This is a genomic window from Pedobacter sp. UYP30, assembly GCF_040547165.1.
Classification (GTDB): domain Bacteria; phylum Bacteroidota; class Bacteroidia; order Sphingobacteriales; family Sphingobacteriaceae; genus Pedobacter.
Map to the genome: position 1 here is coordinate 1 of NZ_JBEPPD010000017.1, position 23037 is coordinate 23037.

The window sequence follows — 23037 nt, forward strand, 5'->3', positions numbered from 1 at the left end:
GTAGTCAACACGCGTGCATAATTAAGCTGTTTTTCTAAAACCAACAACCGAAATTGTTGATAACTATGCTTTTTTAGTACAAGCTGAATAGTTACTTTATTTTTAAAATTTAACGGGTTAGCACCCAATTACGTTTGCATTTACTTTGCACATCTGCTTTCTGCTTTCCGCTTTTTGGTCTTTCGGCTTTTAGCCCTTATTTTCTGCAACAAAGCTACCTTGCTAATTATATCTGCCAAATTATGTTTTTTTTTTTTTGTAAAAACCAAATTTTATTTTGTTTTTTCAATTTTTTTAGTTTGTTTTACATCATCAAAATAATTTTTTCTAACTTAAACCTAAATTTTATGAGAAGATCAAAATCAGTATTAGCTTTTGAGCAATTGGAAGCAGAGATGTCCCTGTTAATAAGTAGTGAATTGGAAGCCATAACTGGTGGGGGCGGGAGTGCACAGGATACGGTAGATTATATGCTTGCTGAAAACATATCCAGTTACAGCAGTTCTAACGGTTATAGCAGCAGTGGCGGGGACTTTGGTTTTGGTACAGGTTCTACACCGATAGATTTGGGCACTGTCGATGTTTATGGTAAAAGAACTGGTTCTTCTGAAGTTGATGCAGCAGCGGCTGTTGGACTTGCCGCAGATTCACATATACTGGGAGGGGCAGGTGCTACTGCTCTTAATTTCGCGGCAAGTGGAGAGGCTATCGAAGGCGCTGCGTTCAAGGCTTTTACTGGCAGCGGAACTGTAATTGGAATGGTGGCCGGCGGTTTACCAGCAGGGTACAATATTTACCAAAGTTTTGAAAACGGAGGGCATGGTTCATCAGCTGATTGGATTGCATTGGGATTAGCAGGTCTTGCTGGCGCTGCTGAATTTACCGGTCTAGGAGAAGCATATGATGGAACTGTTGGAGTTGGCATAGCTGCTGGCACATTAGGTTATGATGCTTATGAGGCTTACGAGGCTGCGCACAGAAATTAATTAGAATGGGCAATAAATCAGTAACGTACAAGTCAACTACCTACCATAATGGGAAAGCATTTTTATATGGTTTCCCAATTTTTGCATTTGGCACCTTGTTTTTACTGTTTGCTGCTGTAAAGATTGGTGCTTTTTTAATATTTGTAATTGGTTGGATCGCTCTTATTATTATTCCATTTTTTTTTCAGAAAAAATTCAAACTTCTCTTTACTAGAAATATTACGCTTGATTTTGATAATGATGCAGTGAAGATGATTGAGTCTAGTACTCATGATGATTTAATAAAAGACGAGATCACTATTTTTTGGGATGATATTGATAATTACAAGTGTTATTTTTCGGTCACTAATGTTACCTATCTTATATTATCTTTTAGAGATGGATCGAGTAAGCAGTTTTCTTTTAATGATAAGGAGCAAAAGTTTGCAATCAAAGAAGAAAGTGTCTTTAGCTTATTCTATGCCTCTATTGCCAAATATAACCTCAGCAGGGCGGATGGTGATAAAATTGTATTTAAGCCCGGCTTTTTTACCACGAAAGGAGGTTTAGTTCTACTTTATTCCATGTTAATGCTAGCAATTGTTCTAATTGTGCTGCATTTTATTTACCAGCCTAAAACAGCCACAGTATCCGTTATAGCCCTGGTTATCATTTTAGGGTTGTTTGGCAAGCGAAAGAAAGATACCCTGTTTAAAGAACAAATTGAGAATTTGAAACCTATTGCCTTACAGGGCAATTAAACAACAGTTATTTAAGCAGCTAAATAGTTACACGGAAAAATGCTATTTTTAGTTGGTTTTATATAACTTGTAATTATGTTAGGCAGCAATTTATGCTCCCCATTTTTTCACTCGGATTTGCGCCAAAACTAAAAAATTAAATTACCAATGCCTCAAACCACCATTCTCCTCCCAACATATAACTGCGCAAAGTATATTTTAAAAACTGTAGAAAGTGTTTTAAACCAATCTTACTCTAATTACGAATTATTAATTATTGATGATGGAAGTACGGATAATACAGAAGAGATTGTAAAGTCGATAAGCGACAAACGTATTGTTTATCTAAAAAACTCAAAAAACCTTGGCATTGTTAAAACGTTAAACAAAGGCATAAAACTAGCAAAGGGCAAATACATTGCCCGCATGGATGCAGATGACATTATGCTGGGCAACCGCTTGCAAGAGCAGATTAATTTTTTGGAGGTTAATCCCGAACATGGGATGGTTGGTAGTTGGTATCAAATTATGGATGTGGGTGGAAAAATAAGAAGCACATTAAAAACAACCTTGACCCACGAGGATATAAAGTTGGCTTTGCTGTTTGGTAATCAATTTGCACACCCTGCGGTAACGATTCGCACAGACCTCGTGAGAAAATTAAAGTATAGTCAAGAATTTCTCTATACTGAAGATTATGATTTATGGTGTAGGATGGCAGAAGTTTCCAAGCTCGCAAACCTCCCTAAAATTCATTTAAGCTATCGTTGGTATGCAAATAATAGCTGCAGCCGCAACCAGAGAGAATTGAAAGCTAATGTAGTTAAATTGCTTAGCAGGGAATTAGATAAGTACGAGATAGAACACAGCACAGAAGAATTAATGTTGCATGCTGCTATTTGTTTTAATTATGGAAAAAGGTTTTTTAATAGTGAAGATAGATTTTCTCAATTAAATAGGTGGTTAGATAAGGTTTTTTCAGCATCGAAAGTAAAAGTGTTGCATAACCGGCTCGGCATTTTAATATGTAGGCAGCAGATTTTAGCGAAAATTTATCATTAGATAATTTTACATTGAAAATTCTATCATGATGAATATAAATAATACAGTTAACAGTCTATGGATTAGCCCAATAATAGGCGAATTACAACTACTATGTATTCAATCATTTTTAGATAAAGGCATAGCTTTCCATCTATATACCTATAATAACCTTCAAAACGTGCCAGTTGGTGTTGTTGTAAAAGATGCGAACACCATCATAGCTGAGGATAAAATATTTCTAGATTTAAAAAACTCTTTCGCAACCTTTTCTGATTGGTTTAGAATAAAATTGTTGCATGAAGTTGGGGGTTGGTGGGTAGACTGCGACACATTTTGTATTAAACGGTTTAATTTCGATGCCCCTTATGTATTCGCTACAGAGGGAATATCTCAACATGGGGCTAGACACTTGTGCATATGCAATGCAGTAATTAAATTACCTGCCAAGAGTAAATTTGGAGAGGAAGTTTTAAAAGAAATACAACAAAAGTTCGCATCAAAAAAACATGAAGAAATAACTTGGACAGAAATTGGTGCCCAAATTTTGTACAAGCAAATAGCAATTCAGAAGTTGTTAGAATACGTTAAGCCAACCGTGTTTTTCTGTCCAAATGATTACACAAACTTTGAGCAACTTTCGCAATTCGATAATTTAACTTTTGATGAAAATACTTACGCTGTGCATTTGTGGAATAAAATGTGGGAGTGGAACAATATAGAGCCGTTGGAAGATGCTACTGAAAATTCTTTTTTGGGTAAGGCGAGAACAAGGTATCAAAAGAATAATTTATAAATTGGTAATAAATGAAGAAAGTTCATCTAGATCAAAAATCACCCAAATATTAGCTTACCACGGCAGCAAAATTGCATCGTTTGGATTTGAAACCTTTTCTACTTGATGGATTTTTTTGAATTGCCTTTTTTCATACATTTACAATACCAAATTACATTACCTGCAATGACCAAAATTATCAAAATCAGTGCTTGCTTTTGAGCAATTAGAAGCAGAGATGTCACTATTAATATCTAATGAGTTGGACGCAATTAAAGGAGGAGCTGGAACTGCACAGGATACGGTAGATTATATGCTTGCTGAAAACATATCAAATTACAGCAGTTCTAACGGTTATAGCAGCAGTGGTGGCGACTTTGGTTTTGGCACAGGTTCTACACCTATAGATTTGGGCACGGTTGATATTTATGGTCAAAGAACTGGATCTTCCGGGTCGACATTTACTGGTGCAATGAATTATGGCACTGGTTATAGCTCCAACTCTGGGTTTTCTTCGAATGGAGGGTATGACAATGGGGGTTATGATAGTAATGGGGGAGGTAGTAATAGTAGCCAATCCGAAGAAAGAGCCGGCTCCGTATTTCGTATGTTCTTGCCACAGGTGAGATTGTAGTTGGTATATTAGGTGCTGCAGAAACTGGCGGAGCTAGCCTTTTCTTAGTGGTAGATGGTATTGGTAGACTTGGGTCAAATGCAGCTTCTGCTATTACTCCTGGGGCTGGTTCTGAAAATCTTGGCGGTTTAATAGGTAGAGCAGTGAGTCCAGAGGATGGAGAGAAGTGGGGCGTGCTTGTTAATGACGCACTTGCAACAGTCGCTACCGGTGGGTTCGCAGGCTTTTTTACAGATGCGGGGATCGCTGCTGGAGCTGGTAATTATGCAACGGCAGCATATTATGGGCTTGACGGAGCTAATACAGGAGTGGAGATTTACCACGTGTCGCAGAATCAGCATTAATTTTATGAACTATCGGATTTCCCAAAACGGGTTATTAAAAATTTCTGAATATAAGAATAAGTCTAAAAGAGGCTTTTACATCTTTTCACCAATCATGATAGTAGGTCTATTTTTAATCAATTTAACTAAAAATAGGGAATCCGATATTTATTTGACTTTATTTATAGTTTTTTTTGGGGCGGGATTTCTTTTCTTTAACTTTTTTATTCCATTTAAAAGGACAATTACAATGTTAGGAAACATTTTGACCGATATTAATATTGTTGGCGATTCTTATTCATTTGGATTTGAACGTAATGAAATGATAGATTTAGATGTGCCAAATTTGCTAATTAAAAATATAGAAATTTTAGATGCAAATAAGGCTGAAGCAAACTATTTTAAAAATCAGAATTTTATTGTGTTCGCAAACCGTGGTATAAGAAATTATTTTATCGATAGTTATTGGGAAGACTCAGAATTAATTTTGGAACAGTTAAAAATAGTACGTTAGAATTGTTTTTATTTTTTTGAGACATGAAAATACGAAATAATGAGTTTTTCAGATGGATAGCTTTGGAAGGCGCCTCTTTAAAAAATAAATTGCTTTATAAATTTCCTTTAATATGTTTTTTATTGTTACTAGTAGTCATTTCGCCAAGTAAAGACTTTGGTGTCAGCTTATCTGGCAGGTTGATTAGTTTTGCAGGCTGTTTGGTTTTGTATTTTATTTTGATGGTTTATCCATTAATTAGAAAAGCGAAACTTATGGGGCAAATTGTTTACAACCTCCAGATTAAGGACAATTACTGTTATTTTGACTGTAAAAGTATTTTCAAAAGCGAACATACTTCTTGCGTCTATAATCTGTCTGAAATATCTATTGGAGAGAAGGAAGTATTTCAAGAGAAATTTTTTAAGACTGAAAGGTTTTTGGTTTTGGATGTAGAGGATACTAAACTTTATCTAATCGGTCAGGCATTGTCTCAATATGAATCTGTTTTAATCATTTAAAAAATCTAATGAAATTGAGTTTAGGCATTAGTTGTTGTGTTAATTCTACTCCTTTATGAAATTTACAGCCTAAAAGATGAGGTGTTTAGGGTCAAATATGCATGAGTCTTTTGAATTTACGTCGAGCATAATTAGGCTAAGATTTACAGTAGTCCATTTTGTAAATGGTTAGTTAAGACATTATTAGAATAAATGTCTCAAATCACCACTCTAATCCCAACCTACCTTTAAAATTATTTTGGGATAGTTATGGCGAAATGATAAAATAATAAAAGATGAAAATTAAATACCTCTTGCTATTGGTTGTTTTTAATTGCTCGCTCTTAGCAAGCGTCAGCGCACAATTAGATACTAACACCCTGGCCACAAAATATTCTACCAAATTGGCTGGCTGGACAATGATTATTCCAACAGGCTGGGAAAAATTACCCGAAGTAATAAGAGACGGTGATTTGAAAAATGAAAATACGAAATTGCATACTCCATCCGCAGAAGGCGAAACAATTTTTTTACTATCTGCTATAAAAAGTGCGAAATCAAAATACCCGATGTTGCTAAGTGGCTTAATTGCAAGAACCTATCTAAAATCCGGAGGCGTAAACACTCCACAGCAATACCTGGATTATCAGGTCAAGCTTTTAGAGAATGCAAATATTGCGGTTATAAAAACCTACGGTAAAAAAACCATAGATGGCCAAACTTTCATCAGTTATAAACTTAATCGGGATGGGTCACCAATCAACCAGAAAGGTCTTGCTTGTTTTAGAGGCAAATATCTTTTCTATATCACCTGGATATATTTTAACGACGAGGACGACCAAACCATAGAAAAAGCTGTTGAAACTTCCACTTTTACGCAAATAAACTATGAAAAATAAATATCTTGTGCTAATATTTGCTTTGGAAATGGTAGCCAGCGGTTGTGTTCGCCGTACCACGCACACCGTTACAAAAAAAGATGAAAGTGGCTTTAATTTCTGTGTACTGCAAGACCATTAATTGAAATGTTAGCTCATGAGAATAGGTACTAATATTGGGTACGCTTAGAAAGAACCAAGCAAGGCAGTTATGAAACGTTTACGATGGATTTGGAAGGCATTGATATCAAAATTATAAATTACTCGGTTAACTTTATAAAATAGTAGGTGCTAAAATTAAAAGGCTAATGTGACAGATAATTTAGGCATCGGAGTCATAAAGTTCGATATTATCGAAATTTTGTACCTTGAAGAATGGATACCTAAGTTGGGAAATCAATCACACTTATTATAATGTATTTTAATTTTGAATAAGCGGTAAATAAATATAATATTACTAATGCCCCAAACGACCGTTCTCCTCCCAACATACAATTGCGCCAAGTACATTTTAGAAACGGTGAAAAGTGTTTTAAACCAGTTTTACTCTAATTATGAATTATTAATTATTGACGATGGAAGTACGGACAACACAGAAGAGATACTGAAAGCAATAGGGGATGAACGCATTGTTTACCTCAAAAACCCAACAAATTTTGGCATCGTAAAAACCTTAAACATAGGCATAAAACTAGCCAAAGGAAAATACATTGCTCGGATGGATGCAGATGATGTAATGTTGGGCAACCGCTTACAAGAACAAATAGATTTTTTAGAAAGTAACCCCGATTATGGCATGGTTGGTAGTTGGTATCAAATTATGGATGTCGATGGAAAAATAAGAAATACTTTAAAAACCACCTCAAACCACGAGGACATTAAATTAGGTTTGCTGTTTGGTAATCAATTTGCACATCCGACGGTAACTATGCGAACTGATCTCGTAAGAAAATTAAAGTATAAGCAAGAATTTCTTTATACTGAAGATTATGATTTATGGTGTAGAATCGCAGAAGTTTCAAAGGTTGCTAATTTGCCAAGAATTCATTTAAGTTACCGTTGGTATGCAAATAACAGTTGTAACCGCAACCAGAAAAAATTGAAAGCTAATGTAGTTAAATTGCTTAGCAGGGAATTAGATAAGTACGAGATAGAACATTGCACGGAAGAATTAATGCTGCATGCTGCCATTTGTTTTAGTTATGGCAAGAGGTTTTTTAATAACGATAAGAGACTTTCTGAATTGAATAAATGGTTGGATAGGGTTTTTGCCGCACCAAAGGTAAAGGCACTTCACAATCATTTTGGTTTGATAAAATGCAGGCATCAAATTATAGCGAAGATTTATTTATAAGGTGGAAGGTAGAGGGGTGGAAGGTTTAGGGTTTACCACGAGTGACCCGTCCTGTTGAGTGCAGCGAAACAGCTCACAAAAGGGGTAATTGCGTTTGCGGTCCTAGCGAGTGAGATGCTTTCCGAGGTCAGCCTGATGTGCGAGGGGAAAGCCAAAAGTTGCAGATGCGTAGCTTCGGCCGAATTCGTAGCTGCGGGTTTCAACCCGCGGCACAATTAATTTAGATAAAAACAATGAAGCCAGATAACAGCCTAATCCCAAAAATCATCCACCACATTGTTGGTCAGCCTGCTATTCCAATAATAGCTAAGTGTTTGCATTCATGGCAAGCTTTAAAAAAGCAGGGTTTCGAAATAAGAATATGGAACGATGCACTAATTGCAGATTTCCTGCTTGAGCAACATGACTTTGCCTATTCCGCATTTACAAACGCCAGAAACCACGGTGAGGCGGCTGATATTGCGCGTTACCTAATTGTCTATAGTTTTGGCGGCTACTACGTAGATTGGGATATTGAATTGTTGAACATTAAAAAGTTTAGAGCGCTATGCAATAGATACCCAAAAGGTTTTATGCTTTGCGACCCTCATAACCAAACGTTGGCTTCGGAGTTTTTTTGCAGCATTCCGAACGATGATTTCTTGATGCTGTTATCATTGGACATAGCTTATGTTTATGCAGCTGGAAAACGCAACAGTATGGATACGCCGTTGTTCTCGGGCCCGTTCAGAATGCGCGATAGTTTTAAACTTCACCCAAATACGTTCATGAAAAAAATACCTGTTAAAGAAGCTTTTGCTTTCGATTACCAAGAAATAAGAAACCCACCTAAGCGAGAAATTACGCAACCGCTTATTCATTATTGGACACATAGTTGGATTAAAAAGGAGTCGAATAGGTAATGTATCGCCCCAAAGACATTTTAAAAACGCTTAAATAGATTATTGGCTATCAATACAAAAAAAAATAAACAAATTATGAAAAACAAAACAACATTAGCATTTGAAATGCTAGAAAGCGAAATGGAGATTATTTCGCACGCTAATCTAAGGCAAATTATTGGTGGCTTTGATAGCGCGCAAGACATGGTAGATTATATGTTTGATAACGGCTATTCTACCTATAATTCATCCAACGGATTTGGCAATGAAGATTTTGGGTTAACTAATTATTTTGGTTCTAGTAGTAACGGTAGCGGCGATTATGGTAGCAGTGGCTATGGTGATAGTGGATACGGAGGTGGCGGGAATGGTGGCGTAGTGGGAGACCCGTGGGATACACTTTCCGCTGCGATGCAATTTGCGCAGGGGCTTGTAACATCCGCTGCTAATTATAAAACTGCGAGTGGAATACACCCACAATATAATGCCGCTGACCCGGGTAATTGCGTATTTAATTTGTTGAATTACGTAAATGGCCAAAAAAATCCAACCAGCACCAAAACGCAGAGAGATTTTTTCGATACTTATTTGTTTATGACAGCTGCAGATAAAAATCTTTCCTCGGGCGCAGGTGGATTCGGTTTTAGTTATTCGTCAACCGGTAGCCTTAATGGAGTTAACACCTCGGGGAGCATCATGTCGCGACTATTAAATAATATTGGGGTAAGCGCAAATATCGTCCAAGGATCTGGTGTAGTTAGTGCGCTAAATAGTGGCAAAGAATTAGCCACCGTTCTGCCGAATCAAGGTCCAAATGGCGAAGTCCACGCCATCATCATTAAAAGTTTTGACCCACTACTAGGTACTTATGAAGTCTTTGATCCAACATCAGGTTCAACATCCAATACTATGACTAATGCTGACCTGGCGGGTGCAAGTTATTTTATAGCACTATAAAATTTAATATTATGAGGAAATTACAAAAATTATTCTTAGCCCTAATGATGGTTATTCCGCTCGGCGTTACCGGGCAAGTCTATAACAGAATCTTTTCTGGTTTATGCGGAAATGCAGAATTGAAATTTAAGATGCCAAAAGGTTTTTCAGAACTGGATTCTACAAGCAGTCTCTACTGCCTAAAAACCAGCGAATCAGCCTATAGTAGCGTTGCCTACACAATTGTGAATAAAGATAGTTCTATAGCGATATGTTTTCTAAATATCATTTCTAAGAACTGGAGTGATTCAGTGAATTTAAAATTTTCCAGACCGCTTAGCTACTTTCCAATTCAAAACGTACATGCAAGAGTAAAATATGGAGCAGATTCTGTTAATTATCCTTTAATACGTTATACGGCAACAGAGGCCAAAGATTGGTTTAATGCAGGTGCAGCTGGAGAGTTTACTGCGATTTGTCCATTTGTTTTCAGAGGAAAATATCATCAAAATCGGCACGTGTATATCGCTTCTGCAAAGCAGGGCGAAGCAAATATGTTGTATTTCTACAACAAGGATAAAGTTAAAAATATAGAGAAAGTTATCCGAGAAATCAGGGGGATGTTGAAATTTGAATAGAATGTTCAGTAAAAGAAGCGTTTACTTTTTATAAAAAGAAACAATAAATCGCTAATCCATTATTGGACTAAATCTAAAAAAAAAATCTATTTATTGAATGAAAGAACTGATTGTGTTGATAGGTTGGTACAACGAAGTTGATCCTGCGAAAATAAAGGCCTTTGAAGAAAATAAAAGAACCTTTGAGTTGTCAAATCCTGATGTAGAAGTTATCACAGTTATAAATACATTAGATAACTTGGAAGATAAAAAGAAAGCATGGCTTTGTTCAGACATTCCAATGTATGAATGGTATCTTAAGAATTCTAAAAAACATCCTGCTAAGCGCTACTTGCTAGTAGAATGGGATTGCTGGTGCGATATAGATTTACACGAGTATTTTGGCAGGGTTTGGGATTGTGACTTGGTTGTGCCCAGTGTAATGTACCCAGAAAGAGATGCTTGGTGCTGGTTTGCTTCGATAAAGCTATTACCACCTGCTGCGGCAAAATACGCGGTAGGAGTGGTGCCATTCTGTGGGATATTAATAGCCAATAAGGCATTCAAAAAGATTTGCAAAGAAATCCTAAAGCCAGAATATATGCACGTAATTAGCGAGCTGAGGCTCGGAACGGTGGCAACGATGTTAGGTATTGATCCAGTTCCAAATTCCGTAGCTAATCGAATTCTTGGATGGAGGGGCGTGAGCCCGTTCGATAAAAAACACAAAGGACTTCATCATCCCAGAAAAACACTTTAGCTTTTCTTTCTCACGTTAGAGGTAAATATGGCTGTGTACGAATATGATTACTTAATTGTGGGCTCGGGTTTATTTGGAGCTGTGTTTGCTTATGAAGCAAAAAAAGCTGGGAAGAAATGCCTAGTTATAGATAAGAGAAGGCAGTTAGGTGGGAACGTTTTTTGTAAAAACATAGAAGGTATAAATGTTCATGCTTATGGAGCGCATATTTTCCATACGGATGATAAATTTATATGGGACTACGTCAATCAATTTACAGCATTTCATCCTTATATAAATTCACCAATAGCAAATTATAATGGTAGCCTTTTTAATTTACCATTTAATATGAATACCTTCTATAAGCTTTGGGGAACAAAAACCCCTACTGAAGCGCGACTTAAAATTGCAGATCAAATTTCACAACTTAACATCACGAAGCCAAAAAATTTAGAAGAGCAGGCTTTATTGATGGTAGGTCCTGAGATTTATGAAAAGCTGATAAAACATTATACAGAAAAGCAATGGGGGAGAAAAGCAACTGAACTCCCTGCTTTCATTATAAAACGGCTGCCGCTTAGATTTACGTTTAATAACAATTACTTTAATGATAAATATCAGGGCATCCCGATAGGAGGTTACAATAAAATTATAGGCGGTTTGTTAGGCGGAGTTGAAACAAAAGTAGGTATAGATTATTTTTATAATAAAAAAGAACTTGACGCGATAGCCCGTAAGATTGTGTTTACTGGGAAAATTGATGAGTTTTTTAATTATAAATTTGGAGAACTAGAATACAGAAGTTTAAATTTTGTGGAGGAAATACTGCAAATAGATGATTTTCAAGGAAATGCAGTAATCAATTACTGTGATGCATGCGTTCCCTTTACAAGAATTATTGAACATAAGCATTTTGAGTTTGGAAAACAAAAATACACAGTGATAACAAAAGAATTTCCATTGAGTGGTATGAAAGCAAACGAGCCTTTTTACCCCATAAAAGATAGTGCCAACATGAAAAGATACGGGCAGTACCAATCGCTTGCAAAAGACCTTCCAAACTTTATTTTTGGTGGTAGGTTGGCAGAATACCAGTATTACGATATGCACCAGGTTATTGGTTCTGCGCTAAAGAAAGTTAAGCAAGAACTATCAAATTTTTAAACCAGCTATTTTACAAAGTTTAAGATGCCTTATTTTGATTTCGCTGTCTTATTCAAGGCAGAAAGCAAACAAGCATAAAACCAATTTGAAAATTTCTGTTATCTTTAAAGCAATTATTTTTTTAGCACCTTTGATTACCCATTTTTTAAGAAAGTAACTTATTATATACATGAAACTAAATTTAAAGCGCCCACTAGCATTTTTCGATCTTGAGGCGACAGGCCTAAATGTTGGCGCAGACCGAATTGTAGAAATTGCCATTTTAAAAGCAATGCCAGATGGATCTGAAGAGTTGAAAACCTGGCGTGTAAATCCGGAAATCCCGATTCCTTTAGAAACTTCTTTGATTCATAACATTTACGATGAAGATATTGCAAACGAACCAACTTTTAAAATGCTAGTTAAAGAGGTTGCTGATTTTTTTGGAGATAGTGATTTAGCGGGGTACAATTCTAACAAGTTTGATATTCCAATGCTCTTAGAAGAATTTTTACGAGCCGGATACGAGTTTGACATGAGCGAAAGAAAGTTTGTGGACGTTCAAAATATTTTTCATCAAATGGAGCAACGTACCTTAAAAGCTGCTTATAAGTTTTATTGCAAGGATGATTTAGTAAATGCCCACGCGGCAGAGGCTGATGTACGCGCAACATATCAGGTATTGCTTGGTCAGTTAGAAATGTATAAAAGCACAGAGTTTGAAGCTAAAGACGGCAAAAAAAGTACGCCTGTTGTTAACGATGTTGAGGAATTACACAACTTTACCAATTTGCACAAACCTGTAGATTTTGCAGGGAGAATGGTTTATAATGACAAAGGTGAAGTGTGTTTTAATTTTGGAAAACATAAAGGCAAGACGGCTTTGCAGGTTTTTACTGCAGAACCGAGTTATTACGCTTGGATGAAGCAAGGAGATTTCCCGTTGTACACCAAGAAAAAATTGGATGAAGAATGGGCAAAATTCAACGAAAAGAAAAATGAGGAAAAGAACGCTAAACCAGCTCCCGAAGTTAAAAAAGCACCGCAACAGAAAACATATACAAATCAACCTCCTCGTAAAGAATTTAAAGCAAAACAGCCAGCAAAGCCTATAGATGACGACATGTTAGACCAGCTTAAAATGAAATTTGGGAAATAATAGGTTTGTTGGAAATCTAATAGATTAAAGAATCTGCACTTCTATGAAATTTTTGCGTATCGTTATTCTGAGTGTTTTTTGGTTCGGTTATGTAAATGGCCAAATCAAACTTCCGATAGATGCTGTTTATCAAAGGGCTTACCTTCAAAAAACCAGAGATACTTCTGGCAAGCCGGGGGTAAATTATTGGCAGAACCATTCTGATTATAGCATTAAGGTTAAGTTTAATCCAGCAACGAGGCTTTTAAGCGGGCATGTAAATATCACTTATACAAATAACAGTTCAGATACCCTAAAAGAAGTATGGTTTAAGTTGTACCCGAACTTATATAAAAAAGGTACACCCAGAAAGTCTAAAATTGCAGAAGCCGATTTGGGTAAGGGCGTTGCTATACAGAATTTTACCGTTAATGATAAGGTTGTAAGTGCTTATCAAATTACTGGCACAAACATGACGGTAAAAGTCCCTGCCTTGTTTCCAAATAAGAAATTAACTTTTTCTATAGACTACAGCTACACGTTAAACAAAGGCTCACATATCCGTACTGGTCAGGTGGATGATGGCGCTTACTTTATCGCTTATTTCTTTCCTCGTATTGCTGTGTACGATGATGTTGATGGTTGGAACAAATATCCATACAATGGCGCAGAAGAATTTTATAACGATTTCGATAATTTTAAAAGTGAAATAACGGTACCAAAAAATTTTTCGATTTGGGCAACTGGCGATTTGGTAAACGCTCAAGAAGTTTATCAACCACAGATTGTGACCAAGATGAAGCTTGCGGCACGTGTTGATACGGTAGTTAATGTGATTAATGAGGATGAATTGAAAAATCATCTGGTAACAACTCAAAAAGATGTGAACACATTTAAATTTGAGGCTAAAAATGTTACCGATTTTGTGTTTGCGCTGAGCGATCATTATCTCTGGAAATCTACAAGTTTAGCCGTAGATTCTGTAACCAAGAGAAGAACACGAGTAGATGCAGCCTTCAATCCGGCGCACAAAGACTTTTACGAGGTTATAGATTTTGCCAGAAAAACCGTGCATGCGATGAGTTATGTTTTTCCGAAATGGCCATTTCCTTATCAACACGAAACCATATTTGATGGTTTAGATCAAATGGAATACCCAATGATGGTAAATGATAATCCTCTTCAAAATCGCACAGACGCCATCACGTTAACCGACCACGAAATTTTTCACACGATGTTTCCATTTTACATGGGCACCAATGAGACTAAATATGGATGGATGGATGAAGGTTGGGCAACCATTGGCGAATGGACAATTTCCCCCTTGATAGATTCTACCATAGTTGATGAATATGGAATTCAGCCAACCGCTTCATCTTCTGGCTCAAAAAACGACACTCCCATCATGACATTAACACCAGATCTAGTTGGCGGCGCTGCTTTTACAAATACCTATCCAAAACCAGGCCTTGCGTATTTGTTTATAAAGGACTATTTAGGAGAAACAAAATTCAACTTCGCTCTGCACAATTACATCAACAATTGGCATGGCAAGCACCCAATGCCTTATGATTTTTTTAACAGCATAAACACAGGTGCTGGGGAAAATTTAAATTGGTTTTGGAAAAGATGGTTTTTTTATGGCGGCGTAACCGATATAGCCATTACGGCTGTAGATAAAACATCCGATGGATATACAATCACTATAGAGAATAAAAGCCTTAAACCCCTGCCTGTAGATTTAACGTTAAGGTATGAAAATGGCGAGGAGCAAAAGCTACATTATTCTATTGCCGTATGGAAAAACGATGAACAGAAAACGATTGCAACAGTTAAGACAACCGAATTGCTTAAAAAGGTTGTGTTAGGAAGCGCACATGTTCCCGATAAAGACAAAAGCGACAATAGTTTTTCGGTAAAGTAAGATGAATTTCAGAAGTCGGAGGTCAGCAGTCAGAAATCATCACAGTTGCTAATGGTGGCTGGTCTTTGATCCTTGTTCGTTACTTATTAAACCTACTCTCCACCTTTAACATTCTTTTTCTGAACCTTTATACATCTTCGAAATATCCTCGGCATATTTGCTCTCCACTACCTTTCGCTTAACTTTTAACGTTGGCGTAATTTCCCCATCATCAATACTAAACGGCAAACGTTTTATTTTGAAAGCCTTAATGCGCTCGAATTTTGCCAACTCGGTAGATATTTTTTTAATGTCTTTTTCCATCCAGGAAACAATTTCGGCGTCGTCTATAAAAGAACCATCCTGTTCGAAGAAGTTGTTTTTTAACTTAAAAGTTTCTTGCAGTGTTTCTCTATTGGGAACAATAATGGCCGTGATAAATTCACGTTTATCGCCAATTAGAAACAATTGGTCGATTTTTAGGCTTTTTAAATAGATGTTTTCAACTGGTGTTGGATAAATGTTCTTTCCATACGCGTTTACAATCATGTTTTTTAAACGATCGGTAATCTGTAGGTTTCCTTTGTAAAATCTACCGATATCTCCGGTGTGGAACCAGCCATCTTTATCAATAGCCTCAGCGGTTTCGGCTGGTTTGTTAAAGTAGCCTTTCATTACACAGTGGCCTCTTACAATCACTTCGCCTTCTTCGCACTCGAAGTTTGGATCAAAGCTTTCGTGCGTTTGCTTGGCCACGAATGCCTTCGATTCTATGTTCTGTATTCCAACTTCTATGCCTGGAATTATTCTTCCTACGGTACCGTAAACTTGGCGATGAAACTCTGTTACCGACATCACGGGCGAAGTTTCGGTTAAGCCAAACCCTTCTAAAATTACAATTCCAAGATCCCCAAAAAACTCTCCGATGTTTTTGGGCAGCGCAGCCCCACCAGAAATCATAAATTTTAATCGCCCGCCGGTTTTGTCTTTTATCTTGCTAAACACCAATTTTTCTGCTATTGCTTTTTTGATGTTTAACAAAAAGCCTGGCTTTTCTTCGTTTTCTATTGCGTTGCGATGTTTTTTTCCAGTTTCTAAGGCCCAGTTAAATATGTTGGCTTTTGTGCCTCCATTTGTGGTGGCAGATTTTACAGCTTTATCGTGTATGCGCTCTAATAAACGCGGAACGCAGCTCATTACGGTGGGTTTAACTTCTCCCATGTTTTTGGCCAATAGTTCTAAGCTTTGAGCAAAGGCTATTTTGCAACCTTGGGCACAACACACATGGTAGGTAGCTGTACGCTCAAAGACGTGAGAAAGTGGTAGAAAAGACAGAAAGGTTTCGTTTTTATCGATTACGGGAATTTGCTCCAGACAAACCTTTACATTCTCTACAAAATTGCTGTGAGTAAGCATTACGCCTTTTGGCGTACCTGTGGTGCCAGAGGTGTAAATTAATGATGAAACATCTTGTGGCGCTACCAATTTCCTGCATTGATCTATCGCAGCTTGTTCTGAAGACGTAACCTGATGTTTTAACGCCAAAATATCAGCGAAAGCGATGACTTCTACATTCAAATTTGCGGGGATTTCAATTGCCTCATAATCGGCGAAAGCAGGAATTAAATATTGGATAGACTTTGCGTTAGAAATAAGCTTTAACACTTTTTTATATAAGAAACTGGTGCCGATCAGCAAAGCTTTTATGCCTGAATCATTAATGATGTATTCTGTTTCTTTTTCTGAAAGTGTAGGGTAAATAGATACATTTATTGCGCCAATTTGCTGTAATCCTTGGTCGTAGTACACATATTCGGGTGAATTTTCTATAATCAAACCTAAGCGATCGCCTTTGTTAATGCCTTTTTCTAAAAAGTAAGCAGATACTGCATCTGCTTTTTTTAAGGCTTCTTCGAAAGAAATTTCATCCCAAATATCGCCTCTTTTAGCCATTAAGAAAGTCTCGCTTGGCTTATGAAGGTGTTCTACAACGTTTCTTAAAAGCGTTGGCACGGTGGAATATTCGGTTATTAAAGGCATTTTGGTAATGTTGTGATATTTGAACAAGCAATAATACCTATTTTGGAATAATATTGCAAAGCAATATTTATTACTTGAATAGAGCTAAATAGGGAATAAATGTTAAGAGCGAATGGAAACTATAATCCATAAAAAAAGCCTCGAAAATATCGAAGCTCTTAAATATCTTATATCAGGTTTAAACAGAGAAACTTTCTCCGCAAGCGCAAGTTCTACTTGCATTGGGATTTATAAAGTTAAAACCTTTGCCGTTTATACCATCTGTAAAATCTAATTCTGTGCCTGCCAAATAGAGGAACGATTTCATTTCTAAGGCAAGTTTAATTCCTTTGTCCTCAAAGAATTGATCACCCGTTTTTACTTCATTGTCGAAATCTAAGTTATAAGTTAGCCCAGAGCAGCCACCACCTTTTACAGAAACCCGTAAAAAATAGTCCTCGCCCATTGCTGAATCTTGCATCAAATGGCCAATTTTTTCTTTTGCTTTATTGGTTATGGTTATCATGTTTTAAAAATGTTGTGGGTTATAGGTTACGTGTTGCGAGGCAAGGATATGTAAATTAGACTTGCAACCTTTAACTCGTAACCTTCAACCCCTGTTACTAATGATGACTTTTTGCAGAAACAAACGCCTCAAGACCATTCTTAACGCGGTAATCGTTAATGGCCGACTTAATTGCATCTTCTGCCAACACAGAACAATGGATTTTTACTGGCGGTAAAGCCAATTCTTCCACAATGTCCATGTTGTCGATTGTTAATGCTTGATCAATTGTCTTTCCCTTTAACCACTCTGTTGCTAAAGAAGAAGAGGCAATTGCTGATCCGCATCCAAAGGTTTTAAATTTAGCATCTGTAATGATGTTATCTGCACCAACCTCGATCTGCAAACGCATTACATCGCCACATTCTGGAGCGCCTACCAAACCTGTGCCCACATTTTTCTCGCTCTTGTTAAGCGTACCCACATTCCGCGGGTTGTTATAATGATCTATTACTTTTTCTGAATATGCCATGCGTTTATTTTTTTAAACCTTCTGCGAAGGTGACTGTTTTTTGGTTATAGGTTATAGGTTATAGGTTATAGGTTATAGGTTAAGGGTTATGTCTGATGATTTGGCATCCTGGCCGATAACTTTTAACTCTTAACTTTCAACACATTAATTTGCTTCGAAAATTAATGTTCTGCCCATTCTATTTTGCTCAAATCTATACCTTCTTTAAACATTTCCCACAACGGAGAAAGTTCGCGCAAGTGATTTACCGCTTTCTCGGTAATCGCTATCGCATGATCAATATCTTCATCAGTTGTAAACCTACCTAAGCCGTAACGGATGGAAGAATGTGCCAAATCATCAGACAGACCTAAACTTTTCAACACGTAAGAAGGCTCTAAAGAAGCCGAAGTACATGCAGAGCCAGACGAAACTGCCAAATCGCTCATCGCCATCATCAAACCTTCGCCTTCTACATATTTAAAGGAAATGTTAGATACATGAGGTAATCTATGTGCCGTATTTCCATTAACATAGCTTTCTTCCATTTTGTTTAGCGTGCTTTCCAATCTATCGCGCAAAGCAGATAAACGTTTAGCTTCGCTTTCCATTTCCAACCTGCATAATTCGCATGCTTTTCCAAGACCCACAATGCCAGGAACGTTCAACGTACCAGAACGCATTCCGCGTTCGTGGCCGCCACCATCCATTTGTGAAGTAACTTTAACCCTTGGGTTTTTTCTGCGAACATAAAGTGCGCCGACACCTTTTGGACCATACATTTTATGGGCGGTAAAAGCCATCAAATCAATTCCGTCTGTATTTACGTCGACAGGAATTTTTCCAACCGCTTGCGTGGCATCGCTCATAAATAAAGCACCATATTTGTGTGCAATGGCAGCAATTTCTTTAACCGGCTGAATAAGGCCAATTTCGTTGTTGCCATACATAATACAAACCAAAATGGTTTCTGGCGTCATTGCAGCTTCTAATTCTGCAAGATCTATTAAGCCATCTTCTTTAACACCTAAATAAGTAACCCTTGCACCATTTTTCTCTAAATGTTTACAAGTATCTAATACCGCCTTGTGTTCGGTAACCGCGGTAATAATATGGTTGCCTTTTTCTTTGTACATTTCAAAAACACCTTTAATGCCCAAATTGTCGGCCTCAGTTGCTCCAGACGTAAAAATAATTTCCTTTTCGGTACAGCCAATCAACTTAGCAACCTGCTCGCGGGCATAATCTACACCCTCTTCTGCAACCCAACCAAAAGCATGGTTTCGGCTAGCAGCGTTTCCAAATTTCTCGGTAAAATAAGGCAACATTGCCTCTAAAACCCTTGGGTCTAAAGGGGTGGTTGCATTATTATCTAAATATATCGGCTGTTTCATGCTAAGTTCTCTTATTTTTGTTGTACAAAGATACGTAAAAACTTTTCTAACAAATTGCGGTTTATCCCGTTGGCTAAAAATCAGGCAAGTATTTTTACATTTAACCAACCTTAAATTAATGAAAAAAATAGAACACGTGGGCATCGCTGTAAGCGATTTGAACCAAGCAATAGATGTTTATGAAAAATTGCTCAATACCGATTGTTATAAAACAGAACATGTTGAAAGTGAACAGGTAAAAACAGCTTTCTTTAAATCGGGCGAAAATAAAATAGAACTGCTAGAGGCAACTTCTCCCGACAGTCCAATTGCAAAATTTTTGGCGAAAAAAGGAGAGGGTGTTCATCATATTGCGTTTGAGGTAGATGATATTCTGGCAGAAATGGAGCGCTTACATAATGAGGGTTTCGTGCTGCTAAGCGAGTCGCCAAAGAAAGGTGCAGATAACAAAATGGTTTGTTTTCTACACCCAAAAAATACCAATGGCGTGTTGATAGAACTTTGCCAAGAGATTAAATGGTTATAAAAAAATTGATAATAATTAGAAAATGGAGGGGCGGTTTTTCATAGGTTCCGCAAGCCCTGCTAACCGCTATAGTCCCGATGAAAAATCGGGAGCTGCCGCTTTTATCAGGTTTATAAACGAAAACCAGTGTTGTTAACAACTAACCAAGCCGCCGTGTTATTATTAAGCCAAGCTATTCATTGTCAGTTTTTTGAAGAATGATTACGATATTAGGTTTTTCTAAAGCTCTGTAGGAGCGGCCGATTTTTTAGCGGTGGGTTTCAACCCAATGTGAAATTAGCAGGTTAAACCACCAACAGCCCATCCAATCAGCAAGCTCAAAAATTATGTTTATCAGACAAGTTAAAATAACAATAGTCCTGTAGCTTTTTACAATAAGGGCTGTAAGTAAGTTAACTTTCAGAATATTGTATATTTATCGCGTTTAACGCTTAAAAAGCTTTAAGAATTCTAACTATGAAAAAAACCATCCTTTATTTACCATTGGTAGTTATTGTCGCCGCCACAAGTTGTAGTAACCCAAAAACCAATAAGAGTACATTTGCCTCAGATACTTCTGGCGTTTTTGCAAAACCAAGCACGTTGGCGTGGGAAGCACCGAGCTTTGATAAGATTAAAGACGGTGATTTTGCACCCGCTTTTGAAGCGGCTATGAAACAGCAGCAGCAAGAGATAGATTCGGTTAAAAATAACGCTGCGGCGCCTAATTTCGAGAATACCATTTTGGGTATAGAGAAAAGTGGGCAATATTTGGGCAGGGTAAACCGTGTATTTGGGTTGCTTACCGGCGCCAACACAAATCCTACGCTGCAAAAACTGCAAGAAGAGATTGCCCCAAAGCAATCTGCAAATTACGATGCCATTTATTTAAATAGTAAGTTGTTTGCAAGGGTTAAAGCGGTGCACAATCAAAAAGATTCTAGTAAATTGGACGCTGAATCGTTGAGGTTGGTTGATTATTATTATCAGAAATTTACCTTGGCAGGCGCCAATTTATCAGATGCCGACAAAGCAAAACTCAAAACTTTAAATAAAGAAGAAGCTGTTTTAACTTCTCAGTTCAGTAATAAGCTATTGGCTGCAGGAAAAGGCTTGGCAAATACAACGCAACAACCAGATTTACAAGACATGGCAAATAGGAGCGATAGAGAGAAGTTATTTTCTAAATCTTGGAACCGCGCAGAAATGAGCGATGCAAACGACACTCGAAAAACAATTTCTCGCATTGCACAAATTCGTGGTGAGCAGGCAAAGCTTTTGGGTTTTGCCAACTATGCCGCGTGGAAGTTGCAAGACCAAATGGCCAAAACGCCAGAAGTGGTCAACGCTTTTTTAAATGATTTGGTCCCTGCTGCAACGGCAAAGGCAAAAGCAGAAGAGGCCGACATTCAAACTCTTATCGACAAACAAAAAGGAGGATTTAAAGTGCAACCCTGGGATTGGAATTTTTATGCTGAGCAAGTAAGAAAGGCCAAATACAACATCGATGAAAATGAGATAAAACCTTATTTTGAACTAAATAACGTGCTAGAAAAAGGTGTTTTTTATGCAGCTAACCAGTTATACGGCATTACTTTTAAAGAACGTAAGGATTTGCCAGTATATCAAAAAGATGTTCGTTTTTTCGATGTGATGGATAAAGATGGCAGCCAACTTGGTCTTTTTTATTGCGATTATTTTAAACGCGACAACAAAAGTGGTGGCGCCTGGATGGATAATCTCGTGCCTCAATCTAAATTGTTTGGCGAAAAACCAGTGGTGTATAATGTATGCAACTTTACAAAACCTGCAGATGGACAGCCTGCGTTATTAAGTTTTGATAACGTAACTACCATGTTTCACGAATTTGGCCATGCCCTCCATGGCCTGTTTGGCAACCAGAAATATGCCAGCATTTCTGGTACAAACGTAGCCAGAGATTTTGTAGAATTTCCATCGCAATTTAACGAGCATTGGGCATCAAACCCAAAGGTGTTAAAAAACTACGCAGTTCACTACAAAACAGGTAAGCCAATGCCGCAAGAATTGTTAGATAAAATTAAAAAAGCAAGCACTTTTAACGAGGGATACGCTTTTACCGAAGCATTGGCTGCCTCGGCTTTAGACATGCAGTGGCACACACTCCCTGCTGGCAGCCCATTGCAAAACGTAGATGATTTTGAAAAAGCTGCGTTAGAAAAAACGCATTTAAATTTAAATGCTGTGCCACCAAGGTACAGAAGTAGTTATTTTCTACACATTTGGAGCAACGGTTATGCAGCAGGTTACTATGCTTATACCTGGACATCAATGCTAGAGAATGATGCATTTTCTTGGTTTCAAGAACACGGTGGTCTAACACGCGAAAACGGTCAGCGGTTTAGAGACATGATTTTATCGAAAGGGAACACAGAAGACTACAACAAAATGTTTTTTGACTTTAGGGGGCACAAGCCAGATATAAGACCAATGTTAAGGAAACGAGGGTTGCTTTAAGCGTTAAATTAGCTACAATTGTCCTGACAATTATTAATAACCCAACTTAACAAGTTAAAATTTAAATAGCTCAAAAATGAAATTAACAAAGAACACTTTTTATCAAATTATTTGCTTGACAACAATGCTGTTTAGTTGTACCATGACGACCGCAAATGTAAAGAATCCGGTATTTATCGATAATAATAAGTTTCAAAATGCACTTACCAGTCTTGTTACGGCAGAGAATATTAATCTTCAAGGAAAAGAAGTTACAAAAAACAAAAAGACATCTACAGAACTCACAGTGAGTATAACAAATGGAAAAAATATTCCCACAAGTGATGACCAGCAAAAAGTTTTGGAGAAATCAATAGCTCAATGTATTAAGAAAAACCTTAAAGACCCTAATGAATTTGATTCATACACAATATTACTTGTTAAAACAATCAAAAATGATGGAACGACAAAAAGGAGTTGGGTGGGTAATGTATTTAAGTCGTCTGAATTATAATATCAGCTAACACCAAAATTGTGCAAATAGTCGCTTGCCGCGGTATAAGGTAAT

General features: G+C 37.2%; 25 protein-coding genes. 21 read left to right on the top strand and 4 right to left on the bottom strand.

The features are described from left to right. Positions 1-347 precede the first annotated feature (347 nt). The 18 genes from ABIB40_RS16130 (at position 348) to ABIB40_RS16215 (ending at position 15081) form a co-directional block, all read left to right on the top strand. The gene (locus ABIB40_RS16130; RefSeq protein WP_354360420.1) at positions 348-986 is read left to right on the top strand and encodes a hypothetical protein; all 639 of its coding nucleotides are present in this window, start codon (positions 348-350) and stop codon (positions 984-986) included. Between the two features lie 5 nt (positions 987-991). Beyond that, entirely contained in the window at positions 992-1726 is a 735-nt protein-coding gene (locus ABIB40_RS16135; RefSeq protein WP_354360421.1) for a hypothetical protein, read from the top strand. 147 nt (positions 1727-1873) lie between these two features. After that, on the top strand, positions 1874-2767 hold the full coding sequence (locus ABIB40_RS16140; RefSeq protein ID WP_354360422.1) for a glycosyltransferase family 2 protein: 894 nt from the start codon (positions 1874-1876) through the stop codon (positions 2765-2767). Positions 2768-2792: 25 nt separating this feature from the next. Next, positions 2793-3542: a capsular polysaccharide synthesis protein gene (locus ABIB40_RS16145; protein ID WP_354360423.1), complete on the top strand. Its 750-nt coding sequence runs from the start codon at positions 2793-2795 to the stop codon at positions 3540-3542. 217 nt (positions 3543-3759) lie between these two features. Beyond that, positions 3760-4155 (top strand): hypothetical protein, encoded by a 396-nt coding sequence (locus ABIB40_RS16150; RefSeq protein WP_354360424.1) that lies wholly within the window; start codon positions 3760-3762, stop codon positions 4153-4155. A 47-nt stretch (positions 4156-4202) separates the two neighbouring features. After that, entirely contained in the window at positions 4203-4499 is a 297-nt protein-coding gene (locus tag ABIB40_RS16155; protein WP_354360425.1) for a hypothetical protein, read from the top strand. 229 nt (positions 4500-4728) lie between these two features. Beyond that, positions 4729-4992, top strand: a complete 264-nt coding sequence (locus ABIB40_RS16160; protein WP_354360426.1) for a hypothetical protein — start codon at positions 4729-4731, stop codon at positions 4990-4992. 122 nt (positions 4993-5114) lie between these two features. After that, a complete protein-coding gene (locus ABIB40_RS16165) occupies positions 5115-5492 on the top strand; it encodes a hypothetical protein (protein WP_354360427.1) in 378 nt (125 codons plus the stop codon). A gap of 275 nt (positions 5493-5767) precedes the next feature. After that, positions 5768-6370: a hypothetical protein gene (locus tag ABIB40_RS16170; protein ID WP_354360428.1), complete on the top strand. Its 603-nt coding sequence runs from the start codon at positions 5768-5770 to the stop codon at positions 6368-6370. After that, a complete protein-coding gene (locus tag ABIB40_RS16175) occupies positions 6360-6491 on the top strand; it encodes a hypothetical protein (RefSeq protein WP_354360429.1) in 132 nt (43 codons plus the stop codon). Before ABIB40_RS16170 ends, ABIB40_RS16175 begins: the two co-directional genes overlap by 11 nt. 318 nt (positions 6492-6809) lie before the next feature. Then, complete coding sequence (locus ABIB40_RS16180; RefSeq protein WP_354360430.1) at positions 6810-7703, top strand: glycosyltransferase family 2 protein; 894 nt, start codon at positions 6810-6812, stop codon at positions 7701-7703. A gap of 233 nt (positions 7704-7936) precedes the next feature. Beyond that, positions 7937-8605 (top strand): glycosyltransferase, encoded by a 669-nt coding sequence (locus tag ABIB40_RS16185; RefSeq protein ID WP_354360431.1) that lies wholly within the window; start codon positions 7937-7939, stop codon positions 8603-8605. 75 nt (positions 8606-8680) lie between these two features. After that, positions 8681-9541, top strand: a complete 861-nt coding sequence (locus ABIB40_RS16190) for a hypothetical protein (protein WP_354360432.1) — start codon at positions 8681-8683, stop codon at positions 9539-9541. Positions 9542-9552: 11 nt separating this feature from the next. Then, complete coding sequence (locus ABIB40_RS16195; RefSeq protein WP_354360433.1) at positions 9553-10158, top strand: hypothetical protein; 606 nt, start codon at positions 9553-9555, stop codon at positions 10156-10158. A gap of 97 nt (positions 10159-10255) precedes the next feature. Beyond that, entirely contained in the window at positions 10256-10897 is a 642-nt protein-coding gene (locus ABIB40_RS16200) for a hypothetical protein (RefSeq protein ID WP_354360434.1), read from the top strand. A gap of 27 nt (positions 10898-10924) precedes the next feature. Then, positions 10925-12040 (top strand): UDP-galactopyranose mutase, encoded by a 1116-nt coding sequence (gene glf, locus ABIB40_RS16205; protein ID WP_354360435.1) that lies wholly within the window; start codon positions 10925-10927, stop codon positions 12038-12040. A gap of 169 nt (positions 12041-12209) precedes the next feature. Further along, positions 12210-13178, top strand: a complete 969-nt coding sequence (locus ABIB40_RS16210; RefSeq protein ID WP_354360436.1) for an exonuclease domain-containing protein — start codon at positions 12210-12212, stop codon at positions 13176-13178. A 43-nt stretch (positions 13179-13221) separates the two neighbouring features. Next, positions 13222-15081, top strand: coding sequence for a M1 family metallopeptidase (locus ABIB40_RS16215; protein ID WP_354360437.1), 1860 nt, complete (start codon positions 13222-13224; stop codon positions 15079-15081). A 105-nt stretch (positions 15082-15186) separates the two neighbouring features. Here the strand turns inward: ABIB40_RS16215 and ABIB40_RS16220 are convergent, their stop codons facing one another. The 4 genes from ABIB40_RS16220 to ABIB40_RS16235 form a co-directional block, all read right to left on the bottom strand. Then, complete coding sequence (locus ABIB40_RS16220; RefSeq protein WP_354360438.1) at positions 15187-17100, bottom strand: AMP-dependent synthetase/ligase; 1914 nt, start codon at positions 17098-17100, stop codon at positions 15187-15189. Between the two features lie 178 nt (positions 17101-17278). Further along, positions 17279-17605: a HesB/IscA family protein gene (locus ABIB40_RS16225; RefSeq protein ID WP_354360439.1), complete on the bottom strand. Its 327-nt coding sequence runs from the start codon at positions 17603-17605 to the stop codon at positions 17279-17281. A gap of 97 nt (positions 17606-17702) precedes the next feature. Continuing rightward, positions 17703-18116: a Fe-S cluster assembly scaffold IscU gene (gene iscU / locus ABIB40_RS16230; RefSeq protein WP_354360440.1), complete on the bottom strand. Its 414-nt coding sequence runs from the start codon at positions 18114-18116 to the stop codon at positions 17703-17705. 161 nt (positions 18117-18277) lie between these two features. Then, complete coding sequence (locus ABIB40_RS16235; protein ID WP_354360441.1) at positions 18278-19489, bottom strand: IscS subfamily cysteine desulfurase; 1212 nt, start codon at positions 19487-19489, stop codon at positions 18278-18280. A gap of 118 nt (positions 19490-19607) precedes the next feature. On the opposite strand from ABIB40_RS16235, the gene mce reads away from it, so the two are divergent. From mce to ABIB40_RS16250, 3 genes are all read left to right on the top strand, one after another. Next, a complete protein-coding gene (mce, locus tag ABIB40_RS16240; protein WP_354360442.1) occupies positions 19608-20015 on the top strand; it encodes a methylmalonyl-CoA epimerase in 408 nt (135 codons plus the stop codon). A 456-nt stretch (positions 20016-20471) separates the two neighbouring features. After that, on the top strand, positions 20472-22490 hold the full coding sequence (locus ABIB40_RS16245) for a M3 family metallopeptidase (protein ID WP_354360443.1): 2019 nt from the start codon (positions 20472-20474) through the stop codon (positions 22488-22490). A gap of 76 nt (positions 22491-22566) precedes the next feature. After that, positions 22567-22983, top strand: a complete 417-nt coding sequence (locus ABIB40_RS16250; protein ID WP_354360444.1) for a hypothetical protein — start codon at positions 22567-22569, stop codon at positions 22981-22983. Positions 22984-23037 lie beyond the last annotated feature (54 nt).

Coding starts and splice junctions, on each gene's coding strand:
- ABIB40_RS16130 (WP_354360420.1), top strand. CDS start 348: ATGAGAAGATCAAAATCAGTATTAGCTTTTGAGCAATTGGAAGCAGAG.
- ABIB40_RS16135 (WP_354360421.1), top strand. CDS start 992: ATGGGCAATAAATCAGTAACGTACAAGTCAACTACCTACCATAATGGG.
- ABIB40_RS16140 (WP_354360422.1), top strand. CDS start 1,874: ATGCCTCAAACCACCATTCTCCTCCCAACATATAACTGCGCAAAGTAT.
- ABIB40_RS16145 (WP_354360423.1), top strand. CDS start 2,793: ATGATGAATATAAATAATACAGTTAACAGTCTATGGATTAGCCCAATA.
- ABIB40_RS16150 (WP_354360424.1), top strand. CDS start 3,760: ATGTCACTATTAATATCTAATGAGTTGGACGCAATTAAAGGAGGAGCT.
- ABIB40_RS16160 (WP_354360426.1), top strand. CDS start 4,729: ATGTTAGGAAACATTTTGACCGATATTAATATTGTTGGCGATTCTTAT.
- ABIB40_RS16170 (WP_354360428.1), top strand. CDS start 5,768: ATGAAAATTAAATACCTCTTGCTATTGGTTGTTTTTAATTGCTCGCTC.
- ABIB40_RS16175 (WP_354360429.1), top strand. CDS start 6,360: ATGAAAAATAAATATCTTGTGCTAATATTTGCTTTGGAAATGGTAGCC.
- ABIB40_RS16180 (WP_354360430.1), top strand. CDS start 6,810: ATGCCCCAAACGACCGTTCTCCTCCCAACATACAATTGCGCCAAGTAC.
- ABIB40_RS16185 (WP_354360431.1), top strand. CDS start 7,937: ATGAAGCCAGATAACAGCCTAATCCCAAAAATCATCCACCACATTGTT.
- ABIB40_RS16190 (WP_354360432.1), top strand. CDS start 8,681: ATGAAAAACAAAACAACATTAGCATTTGAAATGCTAGAAAGCGAAATG.
- ABIB40_RS16195 (WP_354360433.1), top strand. CDS start 9,553: ATGAGGAAATTACAAAAATTATTCTTAGCCCTAATGATGGTTATTCCG.
- ABIB40_RS16200 (WP_354360434.1), top strand. CDS start 10,256: ATGAAAGAACTGATTGTGTTGATAGGTTGGTACAACGAAGTTGATCCT.
- glf (WP_354360435.1), top strand. CDS start 10,925: ATGGCTGTGTACGAATATGATTACTTAATTGTGGGCTCGGGTTTATTT.
- ABIB40_RS16210 (WP_354360436.1), top strand. CDS start 12,210: ATGAAACTAAATTTAAAGCGCCCACTAGCATTTTTCGATCTTGAGGCG.
- ABIB40_RS16215 (WP_354360437.1), top strand. CDS start 13,222: ATGAAATTTTTGCGTATCGTTATTCTGAGTGTTTTTTGGTTCGGTTAT.
- ABIB40_RS16220 (WP_354360438.1), bottom strand. CDS start 17,100: ATGCCTTTAATAACCGAATATTCCACCGTGCCAACGCTTTTAAGAAAC.
- ABIB40_RS16225 (WP_354360439.1), bottom strand. CDS start 17,605: ATGATAACCATAACCAATAAAGCAAAAGAAAAAATTGGCCATTTGATG.
- iscU (WP_354360440.1), bottom strand. CDS start 18,116: ATGGCATATTCAGAAAAAGTAATAGATCATTATAACAACCCGCGGAAT.
- ABIB40_RS16235 (WP_354360441.1), bottom strand. CDS start 19,489: ATGAAACAGCCGATATATTTAGATAATAATGCAACCACCCCTTTAGAC.
- mce (WP_354360442.1), top strand. CDS start 19,608: ATGAAAAAAATAGAACACGTGGGCATCGCTGTAAGCGATTTGAACCAA.
- ABIB40_RS16245 (WP_354360443.1), top strand. CDS start 20,472: ATGAAAAAAACCATCCTTTATTTACCATTGGTAGTTATTGTCGCCGCC.
- ABIB40_RS16250 (WP_354360444.1), top strand. CDS start 22,567: ATGAAATTAACAAAGAACACTTTTTATCAAATTATTTGCTTGACAACA.